Source organism: Amycolatopsis cihanbeyliensis (assembly GCF_006715045.1).
GTDB lineage: Bacteria > Actinomycetota > Actinomycetes > Mycobacteriales > Pseudonocardiaceae > Amycolatopsis > Amycolatopsis cihanbeyliensis.
This window is the reverse complement of sequence record NZ_VFML01000001.1, coordinates 2,566,367-2,584,835: the sequence shown is the minus strand read 5'-3', so window position 1 is coordinate 2,584,835 and position 18,469 is coordinate 2,566,367. Positions and strand designations below refer to the sequence as shown.

General features: G+C 70.0%; 17 protein-coding genes. 12 read left to right on the top strand and 5 right to left on the bottom strand.

Annotated features, from left to right (window positions below; genetic code table 11):
• Nucleotides 1–147: 147 nt before the first annotated feature.
• Nucleotides 148–300, top strand: a complete 153-nt coding sequence (locus FB471_RS34075; RefSeq protein WP_170220777.1) for a hypothetical protein — start codon at nt 148–150, stop codon at nt 298–300.
• Between the two features lie 200 nt (nt 301–500).
• The gene (locus tag FB471_RS11380) at nt 501–1,154 is read left to right on the top strand and encodes a dTMP kinase (RefSeq protein WP_141997640.1); all 654 of its coding nucleotides are present in this window, start codon (nt 501–503) and stop codon (nt 1,152–1,154) included.
• Here the strand turns inward: FB471_RS11380 and FB471_RS11375 are convergent.
• Nucleotides 1,151–1,936: an IclR family transcriptional regulator gene (locus FB471_RS11375; RefSeq protein ID WP_246076351.1), complete on the bottom strand. Its 786-nt coding sequence runs from the start codon at nt 1,934–1,936 to the stop codon at nt 1,151–1,153. The genes FB471_RS11380 and FB471_RS11375 overlap by 4 nt on opposite strands.
• 199 nt (nt 1,937–2,135) lie before the next feature.
• Between FB471_RS11375 and mtrA the strand changes: the two genes are divergently transcribed.
• The 6 genes from mtrA (at nt 2,136) to secA (ending at nt 11,457) form a co-directional block, all read left to right on the top strand.
• Complete coding sequence (mtrA, locus tag FB471_RS11370; protein WP_141997638.1) at nt 2,136–2,813, top strand: MtrAB system response regulator MtrA; 678 nt, start codon at nt 2,136–2,138, stop codon at nt 2,811–2,813.
• A 91-nt stretch (nt 2,814–2,904) separates the two neighbouring features.
• A complete protein-coding gene (gene mtrB / locus FB471_RS11365) occupies nt 2,905–4,602 on the top strand; it encodes an MtrAB system histidine kinase MtrB (protein WP_211358217.1) in 1,698 nt (565 codons plus the stop codon).
• Complete coding sequence (locus tag FB471_RS11360; protein WP_246076350.1) at nt 4,599–6,362, top strand: LpqB family beta-propeller domain-containing protein; 1,764 nt, start codon at nt 4,599–4,601, stop codon at nt 6,360–6,362. The genes mtrB and FB471_RS11360 overlap by 4 nt, the downstream gene beginning before the upstream one ends.
• A 56-nt stretch (nt 6,363–6,418) precedes the next feature.
• Nucleotides 6,419–7,117, top strand: a complete 699-nt coding sequence (locus FB471_RS11355; protein WP_141997632.1) for a ComF family protein — start codon at nt 6,419–6,421, stop codon at nt 7,115–7,117.
• 555 nt (nt 7,118–7,672) lie between these two features.
• Complete coding sequence (gene hpf, locus FB471_RS11350; protein WP_141997630.1) at nt 7,673–8,386, top strand: ribosome hibernation-promoting factor, HPF/YfiA family; 714 nt, start codon at nt 7,673–7,675, stop codon at nt 8,384–8,386.
• A 218-nt stretch (nt 8,387–8,604) separates the two neighbouring features.
• A complete protein-coding gene (gene secA / locus FB471_RS11345) occupies nt 8,605–11,457 on the top strand; it encodes a preprotein translocase subunit SecA (RefSeq protein ID WP_141997628.1) in 2,853 nt (950 codons plus the stop codon).
• On the opposite strand, the gene FB471_RS11340 is transcribed toward secA, so the two are convergent.
• Nucleotides 11,454–11,987, bottom strand: a complete 534-nt coding sequence (locus FB471_RS11340) for an Rv3235 family protein (protein WP_141997626.1) — start codon at nt 11,985–11,987, stop codon at nt 11,454–11,456. The genes secA and FB471_RS11340 overlap by 4 nt on opposite strands.
• 138 nt (nt 11,988–12,125) lie before the next feature.
• On the opposite strand from FB471_RS11340, the gene FB471_RS11335 reads away from it, so the two are divergent.
• Nucleotides 12,126–12,521: an HAD-IA family hydrolase gene (locus FB471_RS11335; RefSeq protein WP_141997624.1), complete on the top strand. Its 396-nt coding sequence runs from the start codon at nt 12,126–12,128 to the stop codon at nt 12,519–12,521.
• 94 nt (nt 12,522–12,615) lie between these two features.
• On the opposite strand, the gene FB471_RS11330 is transcribed toward FB471_RS11335, so the two are convergent.
• On the bottom strand, nt 12,616–13,386 hold the full coding sequence (locus FB471_RS11330) for a TrmH family RNA methyltransferase (RefSeq protein ID WP_141997622.1): 771 nt from the start codon (nt 13,384–13,386) through the stop codon (nt 12,616–12,618).
• Nucleotides 13,387–13,421: 35 nt separating this feature from the next.
• On the opposite strand from FB471_RS11330, the gene FB471_RS11325 reads away from it, so the two are divergent.
• The 3 genes from FB471_RS11325 (at nt 13,422) to pruA (ending at nt 17,058) form a co-directional block, all read left to right on the top strand.
• Entirely contained in the window at nt 13,422–14,831 is a 1,410-nt protein-coding gene (locus tag FB471_RS11325; RefSeq protein WP_141997620.1) for a WS/DGAT/MGAT family O-acyltransferase, read from the top strand.
• On the top strand, nt 14,828–15,325 hold the full coding sequence (locus FB471_RS11320; protein WP_141997618.1) for a DUF6912 family protein: 498 nt from the start codon (nt 14,828–14,830) through the stop codon (nt 15,323–15,325). Before FB471_RS11325 ends, FB471_RS11320 begins: the two co-directional genes overlap by 4 nt.
• Before the next feature lie 104 nt (nt 15,326–15,429).
• The gene (gene pruA, locus FB471_RS11315) at nt 15,430–17,058 is read left to right on the top strand and encodes an L-glutamate gamma-semialdehyde dehydrogenase (protein WP_141997615.1); all 1,629 of its coding nucleotides are present in this window, start codon (nt 15,430–15,432) and stop codon (nt 17,056–17,058) included.
• A gap of 57 nt (nt 17,059–17,115) precedes the next feature.
• On the opposite strand, the gene FB471_RS11310 is transcribed toward pruA, so the two are convergent.
• Together FB471_RS11310 and FB471_RS11305 are read right to left on the bottom strand one after the other, a co-directional pair.
• Nucleotides 17,116–17,985 (bottom strand): SCO4651 family lipoprotein, encoded by an 870-nt coding sequence (locus FB471_RS11310; protein WP_141997614.1) that lies wholly within the window; start codon nt 17,983–17,985, stop codon nt 17,116–17,118.
• 107 nt (nt 17,986–18,092) lie between these two features.
• On the bottom strand, nt 18,093–18,338 hold the full coding sequence (locus FB471_RS11305) for a hypothetical protein (RefSeq protein ID WP_141997612.1): 246 nt from the start codon (nt 18,336–18,338) through the stop codon (nt 18,093–18,095).
• Nucleotides 18,339–18,469 lie beyond the last annotated feature (131 nt).

The window sequence follows — 18,469 nt, the reverse complement described above, 5'->3', positions numbered from 1 at the left end:
AGCCTGGACGAAGCCGCCATTTCCGCGACCTGACCAGGCAGGTCCGGCCGTTCCGCGTTCCGGGGGTTCCGCGGAACCGTCTTGCCGCGTTTCCGGGTGCTTGCCCCGGTCTCCCGGCACGCCCACGGTTGTCCGCGAGGTGAGGACATGGTTCCCATGGTGTTGCGTGACGACGGCGCGGTGGCCGACATCCCGGAGCTCGCCTGGATGGCCGTGGCGACACCGCTCGGGATCGCACTGATCGCCGGCGGCGTGCTGGCGGTACGCCTCCTGCTGCTGCGGCGCCGATCGGGTGGTTGATCCCGGCTCAGCGCCTGTTCCCAAACGCGCGACACGATCGGCTCGGCCGGGCTCGGACTTCGGCACAACCGCCGTCTTCATAGGTAATGCGCCCGGCCTCGCCGCTCGTGGGCTCCGCCGCGCGCGTTCTTCCACTCACCATTGGCAAGTAACTCCAGGTCGTGGGCAGGCTCGCACACCGGCCCCGTAGGGTTGTGCCCGTGGGGCGACTGATCGTGATCGAGGGGCTGGACGGCGCGGGCAAACGCACGCTGGCGGACGAGCTGGTGACGGCGCTGCGGGCGGAGGGTGCGAGCGTGCGGACACTGGCGTTCCCCCGCTACGGCAAGAGCGTGCACGCCGACCTGATTCATGAGGCGCTGCACCGGGAACACGGCGATCTCGCCGAGTCGGTGTATGGGATGGGACTGCTCTACGCGCTCGACCGCAGGGACGCGGCCGAGGACATCCGGGCCGACCTGCGGGCCTACGACGTGGTGCTGCTCGATCGTTATGTCGCCTCCAACGCCGCGTACCAGGCCGCCCGCCTGTACCAGGGGGCCGACGGCGGCGTCGTGGAATGGGTGCGGGAGCTGGAGATCGTGCGGTTCGGGTTGCCGGTGCCCGCCGCGCAACTGCTGCTGCGGGTTCCCGCGTCGCTGGCGGGGGCTCGTGCCCAGCAGCGCGCCGAGACCGAGACCGACCGGGCCAAGGACCTGTTCGAGTCCGACGACGATCTGCAGACCCGCTGCGCGAAGGTCTACGACCAGCTCGCCGCCCGCTCCTGGCTGTCCCACTGGTACACGATCGACGGTGCGGCCAGCGTGGACACCCGCAAGCTCGCCACCGATCTCCTCCTGGTCCACGAGACCTAGGGCGCGAAGTAGCCGAGCTGGGCGGACAGCTCGGCCGCCGCGCCGGTCAACGGCCGGACCAGTTGCCCGATGCGCTGCCGGGACAGCCGGTAGGCCGGGCCGGACGCGCTCATCGAGGCGACCACCGCGCCTTCCGGGCCGTGGATGGGCACCGCCAGCGCGTGCAGGCCGAGTTCCAGTTCCTCGAAGCAGGCCGCGTACCCGTCCGCCAGGATGCGCTCCAGCTCTCCCGCCAGTTCCGCCAGGGACACCGTGGTGCGGGGCGTGTACCGCTCGAGCCCGTGCTCCAGTACCTGCCGCCGCTCATCCTCGCCCATGTACGCCAGCAGAACCTTGCCACTCGAGGTGGCATGCAGCGGGGTGCGCCGCCCCATCCAGTTCTGCGTGGTGACCGCGGCGGACCCGCGCGCCTGGCTGATGTTGATCGCGATGCCCTCGTCGGCGATCGCGATGTTCACCGTCTCGCCGAGTTCCTCGGCCAGTGTCTCGCAGGTGTGCCCGCCGAACCGGGCGAGATCCATCCGGCCGATGGCGGCACCGGCGAGGCGCACGACGCCGAACCCGATCGCGTACTTCCCGCGGTGACCGAGTTGCTCGACCAGGCCGCGTGCCTCGAGCACGCTCAGCAGCCTGGAGGCGGTGGACTTGTGCACGCCCAGCTCAGCGGCGATCTCGGTGCTGCCGGCCTCCCCGTTGCGGGCGAGCAGCTCCAGCACGCTGATCGCCCGGTCCACCGACTGCACCGGGCTGACTCCGCTCCTGGCGGCCGCTGAGTTCCGCACAGCGCAACAGTAGTCGCTCCGGGCGAACACGCCCGGTGGACCGGGAGCCGTGGACGCCGGCCGAGCAGTCGCCCTGGTCCGTGGAGAACTGACCGGGACCTGCCGGTTCCCGCTGACCTGGATGCTCCAACCGGGCTACTCTCGGCTGTGATCGCCGGGTCCCGCGCGCCCGGCGGATTTGTAGTGCGAACATGTGCACATGAAGGCACGTGTGCTGGTCGTCGACGACGACCCTGCTCTGGCGGAGATGCTCACCATCGTGCTGCGTGGGGAGGGGTTCGATACGGCGGTCGTCGCGGACGGGTCCCGTGCACTACCCGCGCTCCGGGAGCTGAAACCCGACCTCGTGCTGCTCGACCTGATGTTGCCGGGGATGAACGGGATCGACGTCTGCAAGGCCATCCGGGCCGAGTCCGGTGTCCCGATCGTGATGCTCACCGCCAAGAGCGACACCGTGGACATCGTGCTGGGCCTGGAGTCGGGCGCGGACGACTACGTGGTCAAGCCGTTCAAGCCGAAGGAGCTCGTCGCCCGCGTGCGGGCGCGGATGCGGCGTACCGAGTCCGAGCCGGCCGAGTCGCTGACCATCGGGGACCTCGCGATCGACGTTCCCGGCCACGAGGTGACCAGGGAGGGCAAGCCGATCCCGCTGACCCCGCTGGAGTTCGACCTGCTGGTGGCGCTGGCCCGCAAGCCGCGGCAGGTGTTCACCCGCGAGGTCCTGCTCGAGCAGGTGTGGGGCTACCGGCACGCCGCGGACACCCGGCTGGTGAACGTCCACGTGCAGCGCCTGCGGTCCAAGGTCGAGAAGGACCCGGAGCATCCCGAGGTGGTTCTGACGGTGCGCGGCGTGGGCTACAAGGCCGGGCCGCCATAATCGCATCATGCGTTCCGAAGGCGGCGGATCCCGCGAGGCGGATCGGCCACGCAGGTTGACCACGTCCGGCCGGCGAGCGGCCGAGCTGGTCATGCGGCTGATGGCGTTCGGCCGCAGGCGTGCCGTCGCCTTCAACGAGCTGTGGCGGCATTCGCTGCAGTTCCGGGTCACCGTCTCCACCCTCGCGCTGTCCTCGGCGGTGGTGTTCGTGCTGGGCATGGTCCTGCAGAACCAGATCACCGACCGGCTGATGGAGACGAAACAGCGGGCCGCGATCATGCAGACGCGTTCCGCGGTGGAAAACGCGGCCGGGCAACTCGCCAGCATCGACGGCGACCCGGACGACATCGAGGAGAAGCTGAACAACGCGCTCAAGAAGATCACCAGCGACTCACCGAGCGGGCAGGACTCCGCGAGCTCGGCCGCGGGTGCCTTCGAACCGGTGCTGGCCAGCCGCGGCTCGGACCGGGCTCCGGACAGCACGGCCGCCGCGGGGCCCTACGACAACGTGCCTTCGCGGCTGCGGCAGTTCGTCGAGGCGGGCCAGCTCGCCAAGCAGATCCACACCGTGGGCCCGGAGAACGAGCGGAGCACCTACCTCATCGTCGGCTCGCCGGTCACCACCACCGTCCGGCCGGTGCAGCTGTACCTGCTGTTCCCGCTGACCGCCGAGCAGAGCACGGTCGCCACGGTGCAGAACACCCTGCTGGTCGGTGGCCTCGCGCTGCTGTTGCTGCTGGCCGGCATCGCGAACCTGGTCACCCGGCAGGTGGTCCGCCCGGTGCGCAAGGCGGCCGCCGCGGCGGAACAGTTCGCCGGCGGCGATCTCGACCAGCGGCTGACCGTGCTCGGCGAGGACGACCTCGCCAAACTGGCGGTCTCGTACAACGAGATGGCAGCCAGCATCCAGGATCAGATCCGCCAGCTCGAGGAGTTCGGCCAGCTCCAGCGCAGGTTCACCTCGGACGTCTCGCACGAGCTGCGTACCCCGCTGACCACCGTGCGGATGGCGGCCGACGTGCTGCACGCCTCCAGGGAGCAGTTCCCCGCCGGCCTCGCGCGCTCGGCCGAGCTGCTGGTCGACGAGTTGGACCGGTTCGAGGCGCTGCTCGGCGACCTGCTGGAGATCAGCAGGTTGGACGCCGGGGTCGAGGAGCTGTCGCCGGAGTCGGTCGACGTGCGGCCGATCGCGATCAGGGCGGTCGAGCAGGTACGGGTGATCGCGGGGAGCGCGGGCAGCGCCATCGAGCTGGAACTGCCCGAAGAGGAGACCGTCGCGGAGGTGGACGCCCGCCGGGTGGAACGCATCCTGCGCAACCTGCTGGCCAACGCCGTCGACCACAGTGAGGGCCACCCGGTGCGGCTGCGGCTGGCCGCCAACGAGACGGCCGTGGCGCTGAGCGTCCGGGACTACGGCGTCGGCCTGCGGGCCGGCGAGGCGGACCTGGTGTTCAACCGGTTCTGGCGGGCCGACCCCTCGCGCAACCGCCGCACCGGCGGCACTGGGCTCGGGCTGGCGATCAGCCACGAGGACGCCCGGCTGCACGGTGGCATGCTGGAGGCGTGGGGCGAACCCGACCGGGGTGCCTGCTTCCGGCTGACCCTGCCCCGGACCCTCGGCGACGAGATCGACGAGTCCCCGATCGGGCTCCCGCCCGCGGAACGGGATGTGCCGGGCCTGCCCGCGGGCAACGGCGCCGCCCCGGCCGGGCAGGTTCCCGAGGCCGGCGAGGAGAACGAGGACGAATGGCACGAGGTGGAGATCAGCGAGCGCGAGGAGGTCAGGTGAGGCCGGCCCGCGGGAGAGGTACCCGGGGCGTGCTCGCCGTGCTGGCCTGCCTGGTGCTGGTGGGTGGCTGCGCGAACGTCCCGGAGGAGTCGCAGGCCGAGGTGGTGTCCGGGGAGCGGTTGGGGCAACTGCAGCCGGACATCCCGGAACCGGACGCGAGCCTGGACGCGCTGACCGCCGTGCGCGAGTTCGTCTCGGCCAGTGCCCGGCCGATCAACGAGCATGCCGCCGCTCGCGTGTACCTGGGGCAGGACGTGCGGAAGAGCTGGGAACCGGGCCGCACGCTGACCATCATCGAGGAGACCTTCAACACCGGGTACGCCACCGCGGAGGAGCGCCCGACCGACCCGAACGAGAAGGTCGTCGTGGTCAGCGGGACGCAGATCGGCAAGCTCGGTCACGACAGCGCGTTCCTCGCCGCGCGGGACTCCTTCCGCCAGGAGATCACGGTGCGCAAGCAGGGTAACGGGCCGTGGCGCATCGTGGACCCGCCCCGCACGCTGGTGGTGACCGAACGCGACTTCGCCGACAACTACTTCCGGGTTCCGCTGTACTTCTTCGCCCCGGACACCGACGCCCTGGTGCCGGACCTGCGCTACGTCGTGGCCAAGCCACAGGCGAAGCTGCCGAGCCGGGTGGCCGACCTGCTGCTCGACGGTCCCTCGGACGGCCTCACCGGCGCCGTGCACAACCCACTCGGCGACGAGGCCGCCCTGGACGGCACCGTGAGTGGTCAGGCCAACGGCGCGTTGCTGGTGCCGCTGACCGGGGTGGCGGGGAAGAGCGACGAGGAGAAGAAGCGGATCGCCGCGCAGTTCGTTCGCTCATTGCAGACAGTGACCAGCAGCCGCATCCGGCTGCTGTCGGACAAGACCCCGCTGGTGCCGGGCCAGCTCGACTGGCGGCCGAGCGACCTCGCCTCCTACGAGTCCTCCGCCTCGCCCAGCTCGGACCTGCAGGGGTTGGTGACCCTCGGCGGCCGGGTGCGCTCGCTGGAGGACGGCTCGCCGGTGCGCGGTCCCGCCGGGGACGGTGCCTACCACGCCGAGAGCGGGGCGCAGTCGCTCGGCGGGAACCAGTTGGCCATCGTGGAGCGGATCGGCGACCGGGCACGACTGCGGATCGGCTATCTCGGCGAGGCGGCGCACCTGGTCGACGTCGAGGGCAAGACCCTTACCAGGCCGACCTGGTGGCCCAACACGGACACCAACGACGCTTCCGGGGAGCTGTGGACCGTCGTGGACGGCACCAGGATCGCGCGGCTCGTGCGGGATCCGAACGGTGGCTGGGTTCAGCAGCCGGTGAACGCGGCGGAACTCAACGCGCTCGGCCCGATCAGCGGCCTGCGGTTGTCAAGGGACGGTACCCGGGCCGCGGTGATCGCGGGCGGAAACCTGGTGGTCGCCGCCGTGGTGCGGTCGAACGGCTCGGTGACGTTGCGGTCGCCACGGGTGCTGCAGGCCGGCACGGTGGAGAACGTGGTGGACGTCGACTGGGCAACCCAGGACATGCTGGTGGCGGCGACCGGCTCGGAGTCGATGATGGTGGTCCGGGTGCCGGTGGACGGGCTGCGGAGGGACAAGTTCAACGGCTCCAACCTCACCGCCCCGGTCCAGGCGATCACCGCCGCGCCGAGCAGGCCGATCGTGGTCGCCGACGCCTCCAACGAGATGTGGACCGCCAGCGGTGACATCGGCGAGGTATGGCGCCCGCACGACAGTCCGCGCGGCTCCGGCGCCCGACCGTTCTACCCCGGCTGAATGCCCGGGTAGGCGGGAATCCGAAACTGTCGGTGCCTGGCGGCACACTCGGGGTCATGGCAGTCGGAGTGAGCTTCCCGTCCCTCGGGCGGGCCGTCATCGACCTGATCCTGCCCGCGCGCTGCGCCGGCTGTGGCGAGCTGGGCGCGGCCTGCTGCACCCGGTGCCGCACGGTGTGGCAGGCACCGCGGCCGGTGGCACGCGGCCCGACCGTCGAGGCGGGCCAGGTCGGCACGGTGTACGCCCTCGCGCGGTACACCGGCGTGCCGCGCCGTCTGGTGCTGGCGTTCAAGGAGCGGGGGCGGAGGGATCTCGCCCGCCCGCTCGGCGAGGCCTTGGCCGGTGCCCTGCCGTACCTGCGTGGGCCGCGGCCGGACGCGGCGGGGACCTGGTGGCTGGTGCCCGCGCCGTCCAGGGCCGCGGCGGCCCGGTCCCGTGGCGGTTCCCACCTGCTCGCGCTGGCCGGGTGCTGCGCGGCGGCCATGGGGGCGGCGGGCCTGCGGGCCGTGGTGGCTCCCGCCCTGTCCCTGGCCAGGGGTGCCCGGGACGCGGTGGGGCTCGACCACCGCGAGCGGGCGGCGAACCTGGCGGGCAGGATGCGGTTGCACGCGGACCGGGCGCCGCCGGCGGGGACTCCGCTGGTGCTGCTGGACGACGTGCTCACCACCGGTGCGACCGCGCGGGCCTGCGTGGCGGCGCTGTCCGCGGGCGGCCTGCACACCACCGGCGTCCTCGTGCTGACCGCGGCCGGTTAGGCCGTGTCCCGGTGCGGCCCCGATGTCACCCACACGGGTAGGGATGTTCGGGAACCTTTGGCGCGGGGGTTCGCGTTGTCCGGGTATGAGGTCACGCGTTGCAGTGGTGCACCGGCCACGGAAGGTGAGTCACCCCATCGAGGAGACGCGTGCCGACACCAGGAACGTCACGCTGCGATTTCGGGCTGTGCCCGCGAACGGCTGTCAGCGTGAGCGTCGGACGGCAGCACTGCTCCGAACGAGGGGTGCGGTCGGCGCTGTGGTGGACCTGCCTGTGCGCACCGTGACGAGTTTTCACCGGGCGACATCCCCCGCCTCGGGGGCTGTTCTTCCCGGCGGGAGCGGGCTAACGTGCTCCGCTATCAGCATCCCCGGCAAGCAGGGAGGTGAAAAGCGCATGTCCCTGGCGTCGGTGCCGAACCTGGCGTGCTGATTCCCTACTCGGCGACGCACGTGAGACGTCCCGCCTGTCGCGTCGAGTGATCCCCACGTCCCCGTTACCGGCGTCGTAGTGCATTTCGAATCTCGCAGCCAATCCCGCGAGGGAGGTCGTGTATGGACATCGTGGTCAAGGGTCGCAACGTGGAGGTGCCCGAGCACTATCGGGCACACGTCAGCGAGAAGCTGGCCCGGCTCGAGCGGTACGACAAGAAGGTCATCCGGTACGACGTGGAGCTGTTCCACGAGCCCAACCGTCGACAGGCCAAGAACTGCCAGCGCGTCGAGATCACCGGCAAGGGCAGGGGCCCTGCCGTCCGCGCGGAAGCAGCTGCCGGAGACTTCTACGCCGCGCTCGACTCCGCAGTGAACAAGATGGAGAACCGTCTCCGCCGCATGCACGACCGGCGGCGGGTGCACTACGGGCGACGTGCCCCCGAATCGGTCGCCGAGGCGACCTCTGTCAGCGCGGCGGCCGTGGCCGCCGAGGGTGCGCCAGGACCGATCGTCAACGGCAGGCGTCCCGCGGCGAACACCGCCGTACTGGACGCACCGGCCGCGGCCGAGCAGGGAGTCGACGAGGAGTCGATCGCGGCCGAGGACATCGACCTGCCCGAACAGCGCTGGGACGATGGTGTGACCGACCATCAGCCCGGCCGGATCGTGCGCGAGAAGCAACACTCCGCCGAGCCCATGACCGTCGACCAGGCTCTCTACGAGATGGAGCTGGTCGGTCACGACTTCTATCTCTTCAACGACGCGGCGGCCGGGCGGCCGAGCGTGGTCTACCGCAGGAAGGGCTTCGACTACGGCGTCATCAGGCTCGGCTGAGTACCGGGCACACCCGACGACTCGGCGGCCCGCACGCGCTCGCGTGCGGGCCGCCGCATGGTGTCATCCGCACGGAACGACGATGGTGTGTGCGCCGAGCTACCCATCTTCCCTACGATGGGGGGAGCGCGTGCCAGCCGGTGGGCGCACCGCACCCTGCTCGGGCCGGAATCGAAGTGTTTCAACAAGCACTGTAAAGACACAGCGAGGTCGAACGGATGGTTCTGAACCGCCTGCTCCGCGCGGGCGAGGGCAAGACGTTGAAGCGGCTGCGCAGCATCGCTGACCACATCAACACCCTCGAAGACGACGTGAAAGACCTCTCGGACGCCGAGCTGCGGGCCAAGACCGACGAGTTCCGCAAGCGCCACTCCGATGGTGAGTCCCTGGACGACCTGCTGCCGGAGGCGTTCGCCGTCGGCAGGGAGGCGGCCCAGCGGGTGCTCGGCCAGCGCCCCTTCGACGTGCAGGTCATGGGCGGCGCCGCGCTGCACCTCGGGCAGGTCGCCGAGATGAAGACCGGTGAGGGCAAGACGCTGACCTCGGTGCTGGCCGTCTACCTCAACGCCATCTCCGGCAAGGGCGTTCACATCGTCACCACCAACGACTACCTGGCCAAACGTGACTCGGAGTGGATGGGCCGGATCCACAGGTTCCTCGGGCTCGAGGTCGGTGTCATCATGTCCGACCTGCCGCCGGAGGGGCGGAAGACGGCCTACAACGCCGACATCACCTACGGCACCAACAACGAGTTCGGCTTCGACTACCTGCGCGACAACATGGCCTGGAGCCTGGACGACTGCGTGCAGCGCGGGCACAACTTCGCGATCGTGGACGAGGTCGACTCGATCCTGATCGACGAGGCGCGGACCCCGCTGATCATCTCCGGCCCCGCCGACCAGTCCTCCCGCTGGTACAACGAGTTCGCCCGGATGTCGCCGCTGATGAAGCGCGACATCCACTACGAGGTGGACGAGCGCAAGCGCGCCGTCGGCGTCACCGAGAAGGGCGTGGAGTTCGTCGAGGACCAGCTCGGCATCGAGAACCTCTACGAGGCGGCGAACACCCCGCTGGTCGGCTACCTGAACAACGCCCTCAAGGCCAAGGAGCTGTACCGCAAGGACAAGGAGTACATCGTCCGGAGCGGCGAGGTGCTCATCGTGGACGAGTTCACCGGCCGCGTGCTGGCGGGTCGCCGCTTCAACGAGGGTATGCACCAGGCGATCGAGGCCAAGGAAGGCGTCGAGATCAAGGCCGAGAACCAGACGCTGGCCACGATCACCCTGCAGAACTTCTTCCGGCTCTACGACAAGCTCGCCGGGATGACCGGTACCGCCGAGACCGAGGCGGCCGAGTTCCACCAGACCTACAAGCTCGGTGTGGTGCCGATTCCGACGAACCGGCCGATGGTCCGTACCGACCAGGCGGACCTGATCTACAAGACCGAGCAGTCGAAGTTCGAGTCCGTGGCCGAGGACATCGCCGAGCGGCACGAGAAGGGCCAGCCGGTGCTGGTCGGCACCACGAGCGTGGAGAAGTCCGAGCACCTTTCGAAGCTGCTGCTCAAGCTCGGTGTTCCGCACGAGGTGCTGAACGCCAAGAACCACCACCGGGAAGCGTTGATCGTGGCCAAGGCGGGCAGCAAGGGCGCTGTCACGGTGGCCACCAACATGGCCGGCCGGGGTACCGACATCGTGCTCGGCGGCAACCCGGACATCATCGCCGACGAGGTGCTCCGCGAACGTGGCCTCGACCCGGTGGAGAACTCCGAGGAGTACGAGGCCGCGTGGCCCACGGTGCTCGAGGAGGTCAGCACCGCGTCCAAGGCGGAGGCCGAGGAGGTCGTCGAGGCCGGCGGCCTGTACGTGCTGGGCACCGAGCGGCACGAGTCCCGGCGGATCGACAACCAGCTGCGGGGTCGTTCCGGCCGGCAGGGCGACCCCGGTGAGTCCCGCTTCTACCTCTCGCTCGGCGACGACCTGATGCGCCGGTTCAACGCCGCGATGGTCGAGCGGGTGATGACCACCATGCGGCTGCCGGACGACGTGCCGATCGAGCACAAGATGGTCAGCAAGGCTATCAAGAGTGCGCAGACGCAGGTCGAGCAGCAGAACATGGAGATCAGGAAGAACGTCCTCAAGTACGACGAGGTGATGAACCGGCAGCGCAAGGTGATCTACGCCGAGCGCCGCCGGGTGCTCGAGGGCGAGGACTTGCGTGAGCAGGCCGAGCACATGCTGCGCGACGTGGTCACCGCCTATGTCGACGGCGCCACCGCCGAGGGTTATGCCGAGGACTGGGACCACGAGAAGCTGTGGACCGCGCTGAAGATGCTGTATCCGGTCGGCATCCAGTTCGAGGACCTGACCGAGGAGATCGACGACCTGGACGCCGACACCCTCAAGGAGGCGCTGCTCGACGACGCGCGTAACGCCTACGCCAGGCGGGAGGCGGAGCTGGACGAGCAGGTCGGCAAGGGCGCGATGCGGGCGCTGGAGCGGCAGGTCGTGCTGTCGGTGCTGGACCGCAAGTGGCGTGAGCACCTCTACGAGATGGACTATCTCAAGGAGGGCATCGGGCTGCGGGCGATGGCGCAGCGCGACCCGCTGGTGGAGTACCAGCGCGAGGGCTTCGACCTGTTCAACACGATGCTGGAGTCGTTGAAGGAGGAGACCGTCGGCCTGCTGTTCAACCTCCAGGTCGAGCGGGCCGACCAGCCGCAGGCCCCGGCCGCCGAGGAGGCGACCGCACTACCGACCGGCAACGGCCAGGCCAGCGCCAACGGTGGTCGGCACGCCAAGCCCACCCCGCCGCAGCCGGGCCAGCAGCCGAAGCAGCAGGAGGGCGAGGCCGTGCCCGCCGCGCTGCGGGGCAAGGGCCTCGGTGGTGGCGGCCAGCAGGGCATGCAGTTGTCCGGCCCCGCCGAGGGCGGCGGCGTCGAGTCGCGTGGTGGCGGCGGTGACGACGGCGGCAAGCAGGGCGGCGGCTCCGGTGGTGGCAACTCCCGGCGGGAGCGGCGCGCGGCCGCCCGTGCCGAGGCGAAGAAGAACAAGAAGGGTGCCCGCCGCTAGCCGCGTTTCAGCCCCGCCGGACCCGGCCCCCGGCCTCGTGTCCTGCTCATCGCGAGCGGTTCGAGCAGGCCGAACAGGGTGCACCGCCACCCCTCCTCGGCATGCTCCTCGAAGCGGGCGACCAGTGCCAGCGTCCGGCTGCCCGCCTGGACCCGGCCGCAGGCCTCGATGGCGTCGATGGTCGGCTGGCAGGCGTGCACACTCTTCAGGGTGTAGCGCGGGCTGGCGGTGCGCGGGCGGGACATCAGGTCGCGGTAGAGGTCCTTGGTGAGCAGGGACCGCACATGGGTGGCCTGCCGGTACCCGGTGGAGGCCTCCAGGATCGCCGTCAGCGTGTCGTGCAACCGGCGCCGTTCGAGTACGGGGGTGGGCGGTGGTGCGGGCTGGGCCGGGGCTGGTCTTCGCTTGTCGAAGGTGATGTGCAGGTCGAGCGCGAGCTGCCCGGTATCCACGTACCGGACCGGCGCCCTGCGCATCGGCGGTTCGTACGGTTGCAGGGGCCGCAGGGCCGCCCGGTATGTCGTGCTCATGTCCCATTCCCTCCAGTGCTGGTCGGGTGGGCGGCGAGAAGTCCGCCCATAGAACAGAGCGCGCCGGGCCCCGATTTCGGTCAAGGACCGCACGAGTCGGTGACGCTTCGGCGTTTCGGGTCACTAGGGTGAGCGCTTGTGCTACGAGGGCTGGTGCTGGACTACGCGGGCGTGCTGACCGATACGGCGGGCGGGAACCTTCTCCTCGCCGTGGAAGCCGCCCGCGACCAGGGCGTTCGCACGGCCCTGCTGTCCAACGCGGCCGGCGGCGGCGCCGCGCGCCGGGCGATGCGCCCGTACTTCGACGCGGTCGTGTTCTCCGGCGAGGTGGGCGTGGCCAAACCGGAAGCCGAGGTCTACCGGATCACCGCCGACCTGCTCGGCCTACCCGCGCAAACCTGCGTCTTCGTGGACGACTCGGCGAGCAACGTGGCCGGCGCCGTGGCCGCCGGCATGGTGGGCGTACACCACACCTCGGTCCAGGAAACCCGCACCGAGCTGGCCGCCCTCTTCCCCGGGATCCTGGACACCTGACCTCAGCGTGTTTGCCACCCACGTGCACGTGTTGGCCGCCCACGCGCGCGAGTTTGCCGTTCAGGGACGTCGAACCCCTCGTCTCGGTCCGGACCTAACGTTCCCGGCGTACCAGCTCGAAGCACAGCACGGCCGCGGCGGCCGACACGTTCAGCGACTCCACCTCGCCGGGCATCGGGACGGACAGCCATTCCGCCACCCGCGCGCGCACCTCCGGGCCGGCCCCGGCGGTCTCCCCGCCCAGCACGAAGGCCGCGCGCGCCGGGAACTCGGCCTCGAACATCGAGTTCGGCCCGGCGGCACCCAGCCCGTACAGCCGGTAGCCTGCCTCCGCCAGCAGCCCCGCGGCCTCGGCCGCGCTCCCGCAACGCAGCATCGGGGCCCGGAAGGCCACCCCCGCCGAGGCCTTCACCACCAGCGGATCCAGCGCGGCCACCCCGCGCCGCGGCACCACGATGCCGCCGAGGCCCGCCGCGGTGGCCGTACGCAGGATCATGCCCACATTCGCCGGCGTGGTGATCCCGTCCAGCACCAGCACCCGCGCCGGCGGTTTCGGCCCGGACAGCGCCGTGGCCAGCGGGCGCATCCTGCGGGCCACCACATCGGCCAGCACCCCCTGGTCCTGCTTGCCGTTCCCGGCCAGCACCTTCACCCGGTGCGCGCTGGCCCGCCGCACCGGCACCCCGCTTGCCTCCGCCGCACGCCGGATCTCCGTCACCACCGGCCCACGCACCGAGTCCGCGAGAATCACTTTGTCGACATCCAAGTCCGGGTCGCCGAGGGCCTCCAGCACCGGTTTGCGCCCGTACACGGTCAGGAACCGATCCTTCGGGGAAGCCGGCGACGCGGGTGACTCGGTACTCACGGCGTCAAGTCTCGCACCTGTGTCAGGATCGACTCATGCCAGACCGCCTGTCCGCGCTCGACGCGTCCTTCCTCTACCTCGAGGACCCCACGACGCCGATGCACGTCGGGGGTGTGGCGATCTTCGAGCGGCCCAGGGATGGCTTCAGCTACGAGGACCTGCTCACCCTGATCGGCCAGCGGCTGCTCTACCTGCCCCGCTACCGGCAGCGGGTGATGCGTATCCCGGGGCACCTGGCAAGGCCGGTCTGGATCGACGATGTCGACTTCGACCTGAACTACCACGTCCGGCGGTCCGCGCTGCCCGCGCCAGGGAACCACGACCAGCTGTTCGACCTGGTCGCCCGGTTGCTGTCCCGGCCGCTGGACCAGGAGCGTCCACTGTGGGAGGCCTACTTCGTGGAGGGCCTCGCCGACGACCGGGTCGCACTGGTGACCAAGACCCATCAATCGGTTGTGGACGGCATCGGCACCGTGGACCTCGGGCAACTCATCCTGGAGGCGGTCCCGCAGGACTGCGGGGCACCGGAGGAGGACACCTGGACGCCGCGCCGGCAGCCCAGCCGGGCCCAGCTTCTGCTCGATGCCGTGGGCGAGACCGTGCAACGCCCTGGCGAGCTGATGGAGAACGTGCGTTCGGCCGCCCAGGACGCGGTCGCCACCGCGGAGAAGGTGGTCGGCACGGTCGGCGGCGTCGCCTCGGCGCTGCGCACCGTGGTCCGACCGGCCCCCGCCGGGCCGCTCAACGCGCATGTCTCCGGGGGCAGGGTGTTCACCGTGGTCCGAACCAGGTTGGAGGACTACCGGCAGGTCAGGGCCGAGCACGGCGGCACGGTCAATGACGTGGTACTCGCGGTGATCACCGGTGCGCTGCGTGAATGGCTGATGTCCAGGGGAACGGCCCTGACCTCGGCGGAGACCGTGCGCGCGCTGGTACCGCTGGCCGTGCGGGACGCCGAGACGGAGGAATTCTCCTCGGCAGGCATCCTCGGCAACGAGGTGGCCGCCTACCTGGTGGACCTGCCGGTAGGGGAGCCCAACCCGGTGCTGCGCCTGCAGCACATCGGGCACGCGATGACCGAGCACACGGACTCGGGGCGCTCGGTGGCCGCCCGCGCCCTGCTGCGGGTCGGTGGTTTCGCCCCCGCGACCCTGCACTCCCTTGGCGCGAGGGCCGCGGGCTCGTTCTCCGGCCGCATCTTCAACCTGGTCGTCACGAACTCGCCCGGTCCGCAACAGCAGCTCTACGCGGGCAAGGCGCGGATGGTCGAAATGTTCCCGGTCATGCCGTTGGCGCGGGGGCAGGCGCTCGCCATCGGCGTCACGTCGTATCACGGAAACGTCTACTTCGGATTGAACGGCGATCGGAAAGCGATGTCCGATGTGGACTCGTTGGCCGATATGCTGGAGGATTCGTTGGCGGAACTGAAGGGGATCAACTGGTGAGGGTTTACCTGCCCGCGACCATCGGCATGCTGCGGCAGTTCGTTGCCGACGGGAAGTTCACGCCGCTGAGCGGGACGGCGTTCGCGCTGACCCCAGCACTGCGTGAGTCCTACATCAGCGGGGACACCGAGGAACTGGAGTACGCCGCGTTGGCCGACGCGGCCCGAGCCTCACTTCGGCTGATCGCCGCGGACGAGGAGGGGGAGGAACTTCCCCGACGGGTGGTCATCTCGGCCGATGTGGACGACGTGACCCTGCGGCCCGACCTGGACGATGCCGTCGTCCGGGTGGGTGGTCCAGTGTCCCTTGACGAGGTGGCCGCGGTGCACGTGGACCTCATCGAGGCGGAGCCGGACGTGCGGGCCGCCGCCGAGGTGGTGGACGAGGCCGACCTCGGCAACCCCGACGCCGAGTTCGTCCTCGGCGGCGCCGAGGACCACGAGCTGGCCTGGTACGCGCCCCAGGAACTGCCCTTCCTGCTGGAGCTGATGTAACCGCCGCGACGTGGGACCATGGTGGCGGACGGCCGGCCCACGAGGCCGGCCCACGAGCCGATCATCGGGCAACACCCCGCATCAGATCAGGAGGCGAACACATCATGGACGCTGTGACATCCGTTCCCACCCCGGCGAACGAACCCGTCCACACCTACGCGCCCGGCAGCGCGGAGCGGGAGTCGCTGCAGCGCAGGGTGGCCGAGCTGGAGGCGGAGAAGCACGAGCTGACCCAGACGATCGGTGGGCGGCGCAGGCGCGCGGGCGGCGAGGCTTTCGACGTCGTGCAGCCGCACGACCACGCGCACGTGCTGGGTGTCGCGGCGCAGGCCACCAATGACGATGTCGCCGACGCGGTGGACGCCGCGAAGCGGGCGGCCAGGGAGTGGAGTGAGCTGCCCTTCGACGAGCGCGCCGCGGTGTTCCTGCGCGCCGCCGACCTGCTCTCCGGCCCCTACCGGGACACCCTGAACGCGACCACCATGCTCGGCCAGTCGAAGTCCATCCAACAGGCGGAGATCGACGCCGTCTGCGAGTTGGTCGACTTCCTGCGGTTCAACGTGCACTACGCCCGCCGCATCCTCGCCGAGCAGCCGAACTCGGTGCCCGGGGTGTGGAACCGGATGGAGTACCGGCCGCTGGACGGCTTCGTCGTCGCGATCACCCCGTTCAACTTCAGCGCGATCGCGGGCAACCTGCCGAGCGCCCCCGCGCTGATGGGGAACACCGTGGTGTGGAAGCCCACTCCCACCCAGCAGCTCGCCGCGCACTACACCATGCAGGCGTTCGAGGAGGCGGGCCTGCCGCCCGGCGTGATCAACATGGTGACCGGCGACGGTCAGGCGGTGAGCGAGGTCGCGCTGGCCGACCGCGGCTTCGGCGGCCTGCACTTCACCGGCTCCACCGCCACCTTCAAGAAGCTGTGGCGCACCATCTCGGACAACCTGGACAACTACCGCGGCTACCCTCGCATCGTGGGCGAGACCGGCGGCAAGGACTTCGTGGTCGCGCACCCATCGGCCCGCGCCGACAAGCTGGTGCCCGCACTGGTCCGCGGCGCGTTCGAGTACCAGGGCCAGAAGTGCTCGGCCGTCTCCCGCGCCTACATCCCGCGCTCGCTGTGGGAGGGCGGCGTACGCGAGGAGCTGGCCGATCTCACCCGGACCGTGAAGTACGGCGACGTCACCGACCTGTCGTTGTTCGGCGGCGCGGTGATCGACGCCCGTGCCTTCGCCAAGCACAAGCGGCTGCTGGACAGCGTCCCCGGAGATCCGGCGTTGACCACCCTGGTCGGCGGCGGCTGCGACGACTCGGTCGGCTACTTCGTCGAGCCGACCGTGCTGGTCTGTGACGACCCCGGGCACGAGGTGTTCTCCACCGAGTACTTCGGGCCGATCATGGCCGTGCACGTCTACGAGGACAACGACTACGAGCGGATCCTCGAGCTGGTCGACTCGACCGCCGACTACGCGCTGACCGGAGCGGTGTTCGCCGACGACCGTTCCGCCATCCAGCAGGCGCACCGGGCGCTGCGGTACGCCGCGGGCAACTTCTACGTCAACGACAAGCCGACCGGCTCGATCGTCGCCCAGCAGCCGTTCGGCGGTTCCCGCGGCTCGGGCACCAACGACAAGGCCGGCTCGATGTTCAACCTGCTGCGCTGGGCCAGTCCGCGCTCGATCAAGGAGAACTTCGACGCGCCCTCGGTGATCACCTACCCGCACATGGGCTGAACGCACCCGAGGGGCGCCCACGGTCTTCGCGGGCGCCCCTCGCTGCGTCGGTACGGGTCAGCGCGGCATCTCGATGGTGCCGACCTTGTCCGCGGGCGGCGGCGAGATGTCCACCGGGCTGCCCCAGTCGGTGTAGCGCACGACCATCGACCCGCCCTGGTCCGGCTGCCCCTGGGCCTTGGCCATCGCGGTCACGTCCATCACGATCTTCAACGGGAGTTGCCGCTCGTTCAGCCACAGCTCGAGCGGCATCGGGCCCATCTTCTCCAGCTCGGCCTTCTTCTCCGCGTCGAACTGCTGGTCCAGGTTGTCCAGCTCCCCTTCCATCCCCGGGGGAAGCTGGTCCTTTATCTCCTTCATCTGGATCTCCATCACCTTCGCGAGGTCCAGGTCGACCCAGTAGTGCGTGGCGGCCTGCCCGTCCAGCTCGGTGCGCTCGCTGTTGGTGATGGTGCCGGCCTCCCGGACCTTCTCCAGGCTCTTGCTGACGTCCATCTGCTGGCCCATCTTCTGGAACATCGGGCCGAGCATCCTGGACATCGGGTCGCTGGCGTCACCGCCGATCTTCAGCCACTCCTTGCCCTGCATTTCCGGCATGTCGCCGAAGCCGCCGCCGCCCTTGATGTACATCTCGTCGCCGATGAACCGGAGCTCGACGGCCTCGCCCTCCATCTGCCCGGTCATCATCAGCGCCGGGTTCTCGGTCTCGAACCGGCCGGCGCCCTCGGCCTCCACCTTCTCCCCGGCCGCGTCCATGCTCAGGGTGAAGTTCGCGGTCTGGTTCTCCTGCGTGCCAGTCATCGCGGCCTGGACCAGCTCTTGCACGGAGCCGAAGGGTTCGGCTTTTCCTTCCGTCTCCCCGCCGCCACAGGCGGTGAGGCCGAGGACCAGTGCGAAACCACCAGCCGCGAGGGCTGTCTTACGCATGTGTGCCCGCTTCCATCTCGACACCGTGCTACGCGCACGGATATGACGTCAGTATCGGGACAAGACTGACACAACGGGCCGACATTCCGCCGGTGTTTTCCGGAAGGTCAGTTGCCCCGGATCTCATTCGCGGGTGGGGCCGTGACGTTGACCGCCTTCCCCCAGTCCGAGTAGGTCATGGTGTATCTGACGGTCTGCGGCGGTGGCGCACCCGAAGCCTCGGCGGCCGCGGAGGTGTCCACGACGACCTTCAGCGGAAGGTGGTTCGCGCCGATCCAGAGGTCCATCGGCACGGTGTCGACCTTGCCGAGGATGCGCTCGGCGATGTGCTCCGGGAACCGGGGTTGCTCCACCGCCGTCGCCGGAGACCACGATCCACGGTCGACCGCCGGGGGAGATGGGCTGCTTGACGTAGAGCGTCCCATCCAGCAGGCGGACGTCGACGGTGCCGTCCGGCATGTCCATGGTCATCGACATCGCCGCG

Excerpts from the sequence above, each read along its gene's own strand:
- FB471_RS11355 (WP_141997632.1), top strand. The coding sequence starts at position 6,419 with ATGGCAGTCGGAGTGAGCTTCCCGTCCCTCGGGCGGGCCGTCATCGAC.
- mtrA (WP_141997638.1), top strand. The coding sequence starts at position 2,136 with ATGAAGGCACGTGTGCTGGTCGTCGACGACGACCCTGCTCTGGCGGAG.
- FB471_RS34075 (WP_170220777.1), top strand. The coding sequence starts at position 148 with ATGGTTCCCATGGTGTTGCGTGACGACGGCGCGGTGGCCGACATCCCG.
- mtrB (WP_211358217.1), top strand. The coding sequence starts at position 2,905 with ATGCGGCTGATGGCGTTCGGCCGCAGGCGTGCCGTCGCCTTCAACGAG.
- secA (WP_141997628.1), top strand. The coding sequence starts at position 8,605 with ATGGTTCTGAACCGCCTGCTCCGCGCGGGCGAGGGCAAGACGTTGAAG.
- FB471_RS11340 (WP_141997626.1), bottom strand. The coding sequence starts at position 11,987 with ATGAGCACGACATACCGGGCGGCCCTGCGGCCCCTGCAACCGTACGAA.
- hpf (WP_141997630.1), top strand. The coding sequence starts at position 7,673 with ATGGACATCGTGGTCAAGGGTCGCAACGTGGAGGTGCCCGAGCACTAT.
- FB471_RS11325 (WP_141997620.1), top strand. The coding sequence starts at position 13,422 with ATGCCAGACCGCCTGTCCGCGCTCGACGCGTCCTTCCTCTACCTCGAG.
- pruA (WP_141997615.1), top strand. The coding sequence starts at position 15,430 with ATGGACGCTGTGACATCCGTTCCCACCCCGGCGAACGAACCCGTCCAC.
- FB471_RS11310 (WP_141997614.1), bottom strand. The coding sequence starts at position 17,985 with ATGCGTAAGACAGCCCTCGCGGCTGGTGGTTTCGCACTGGTCCTCGGC.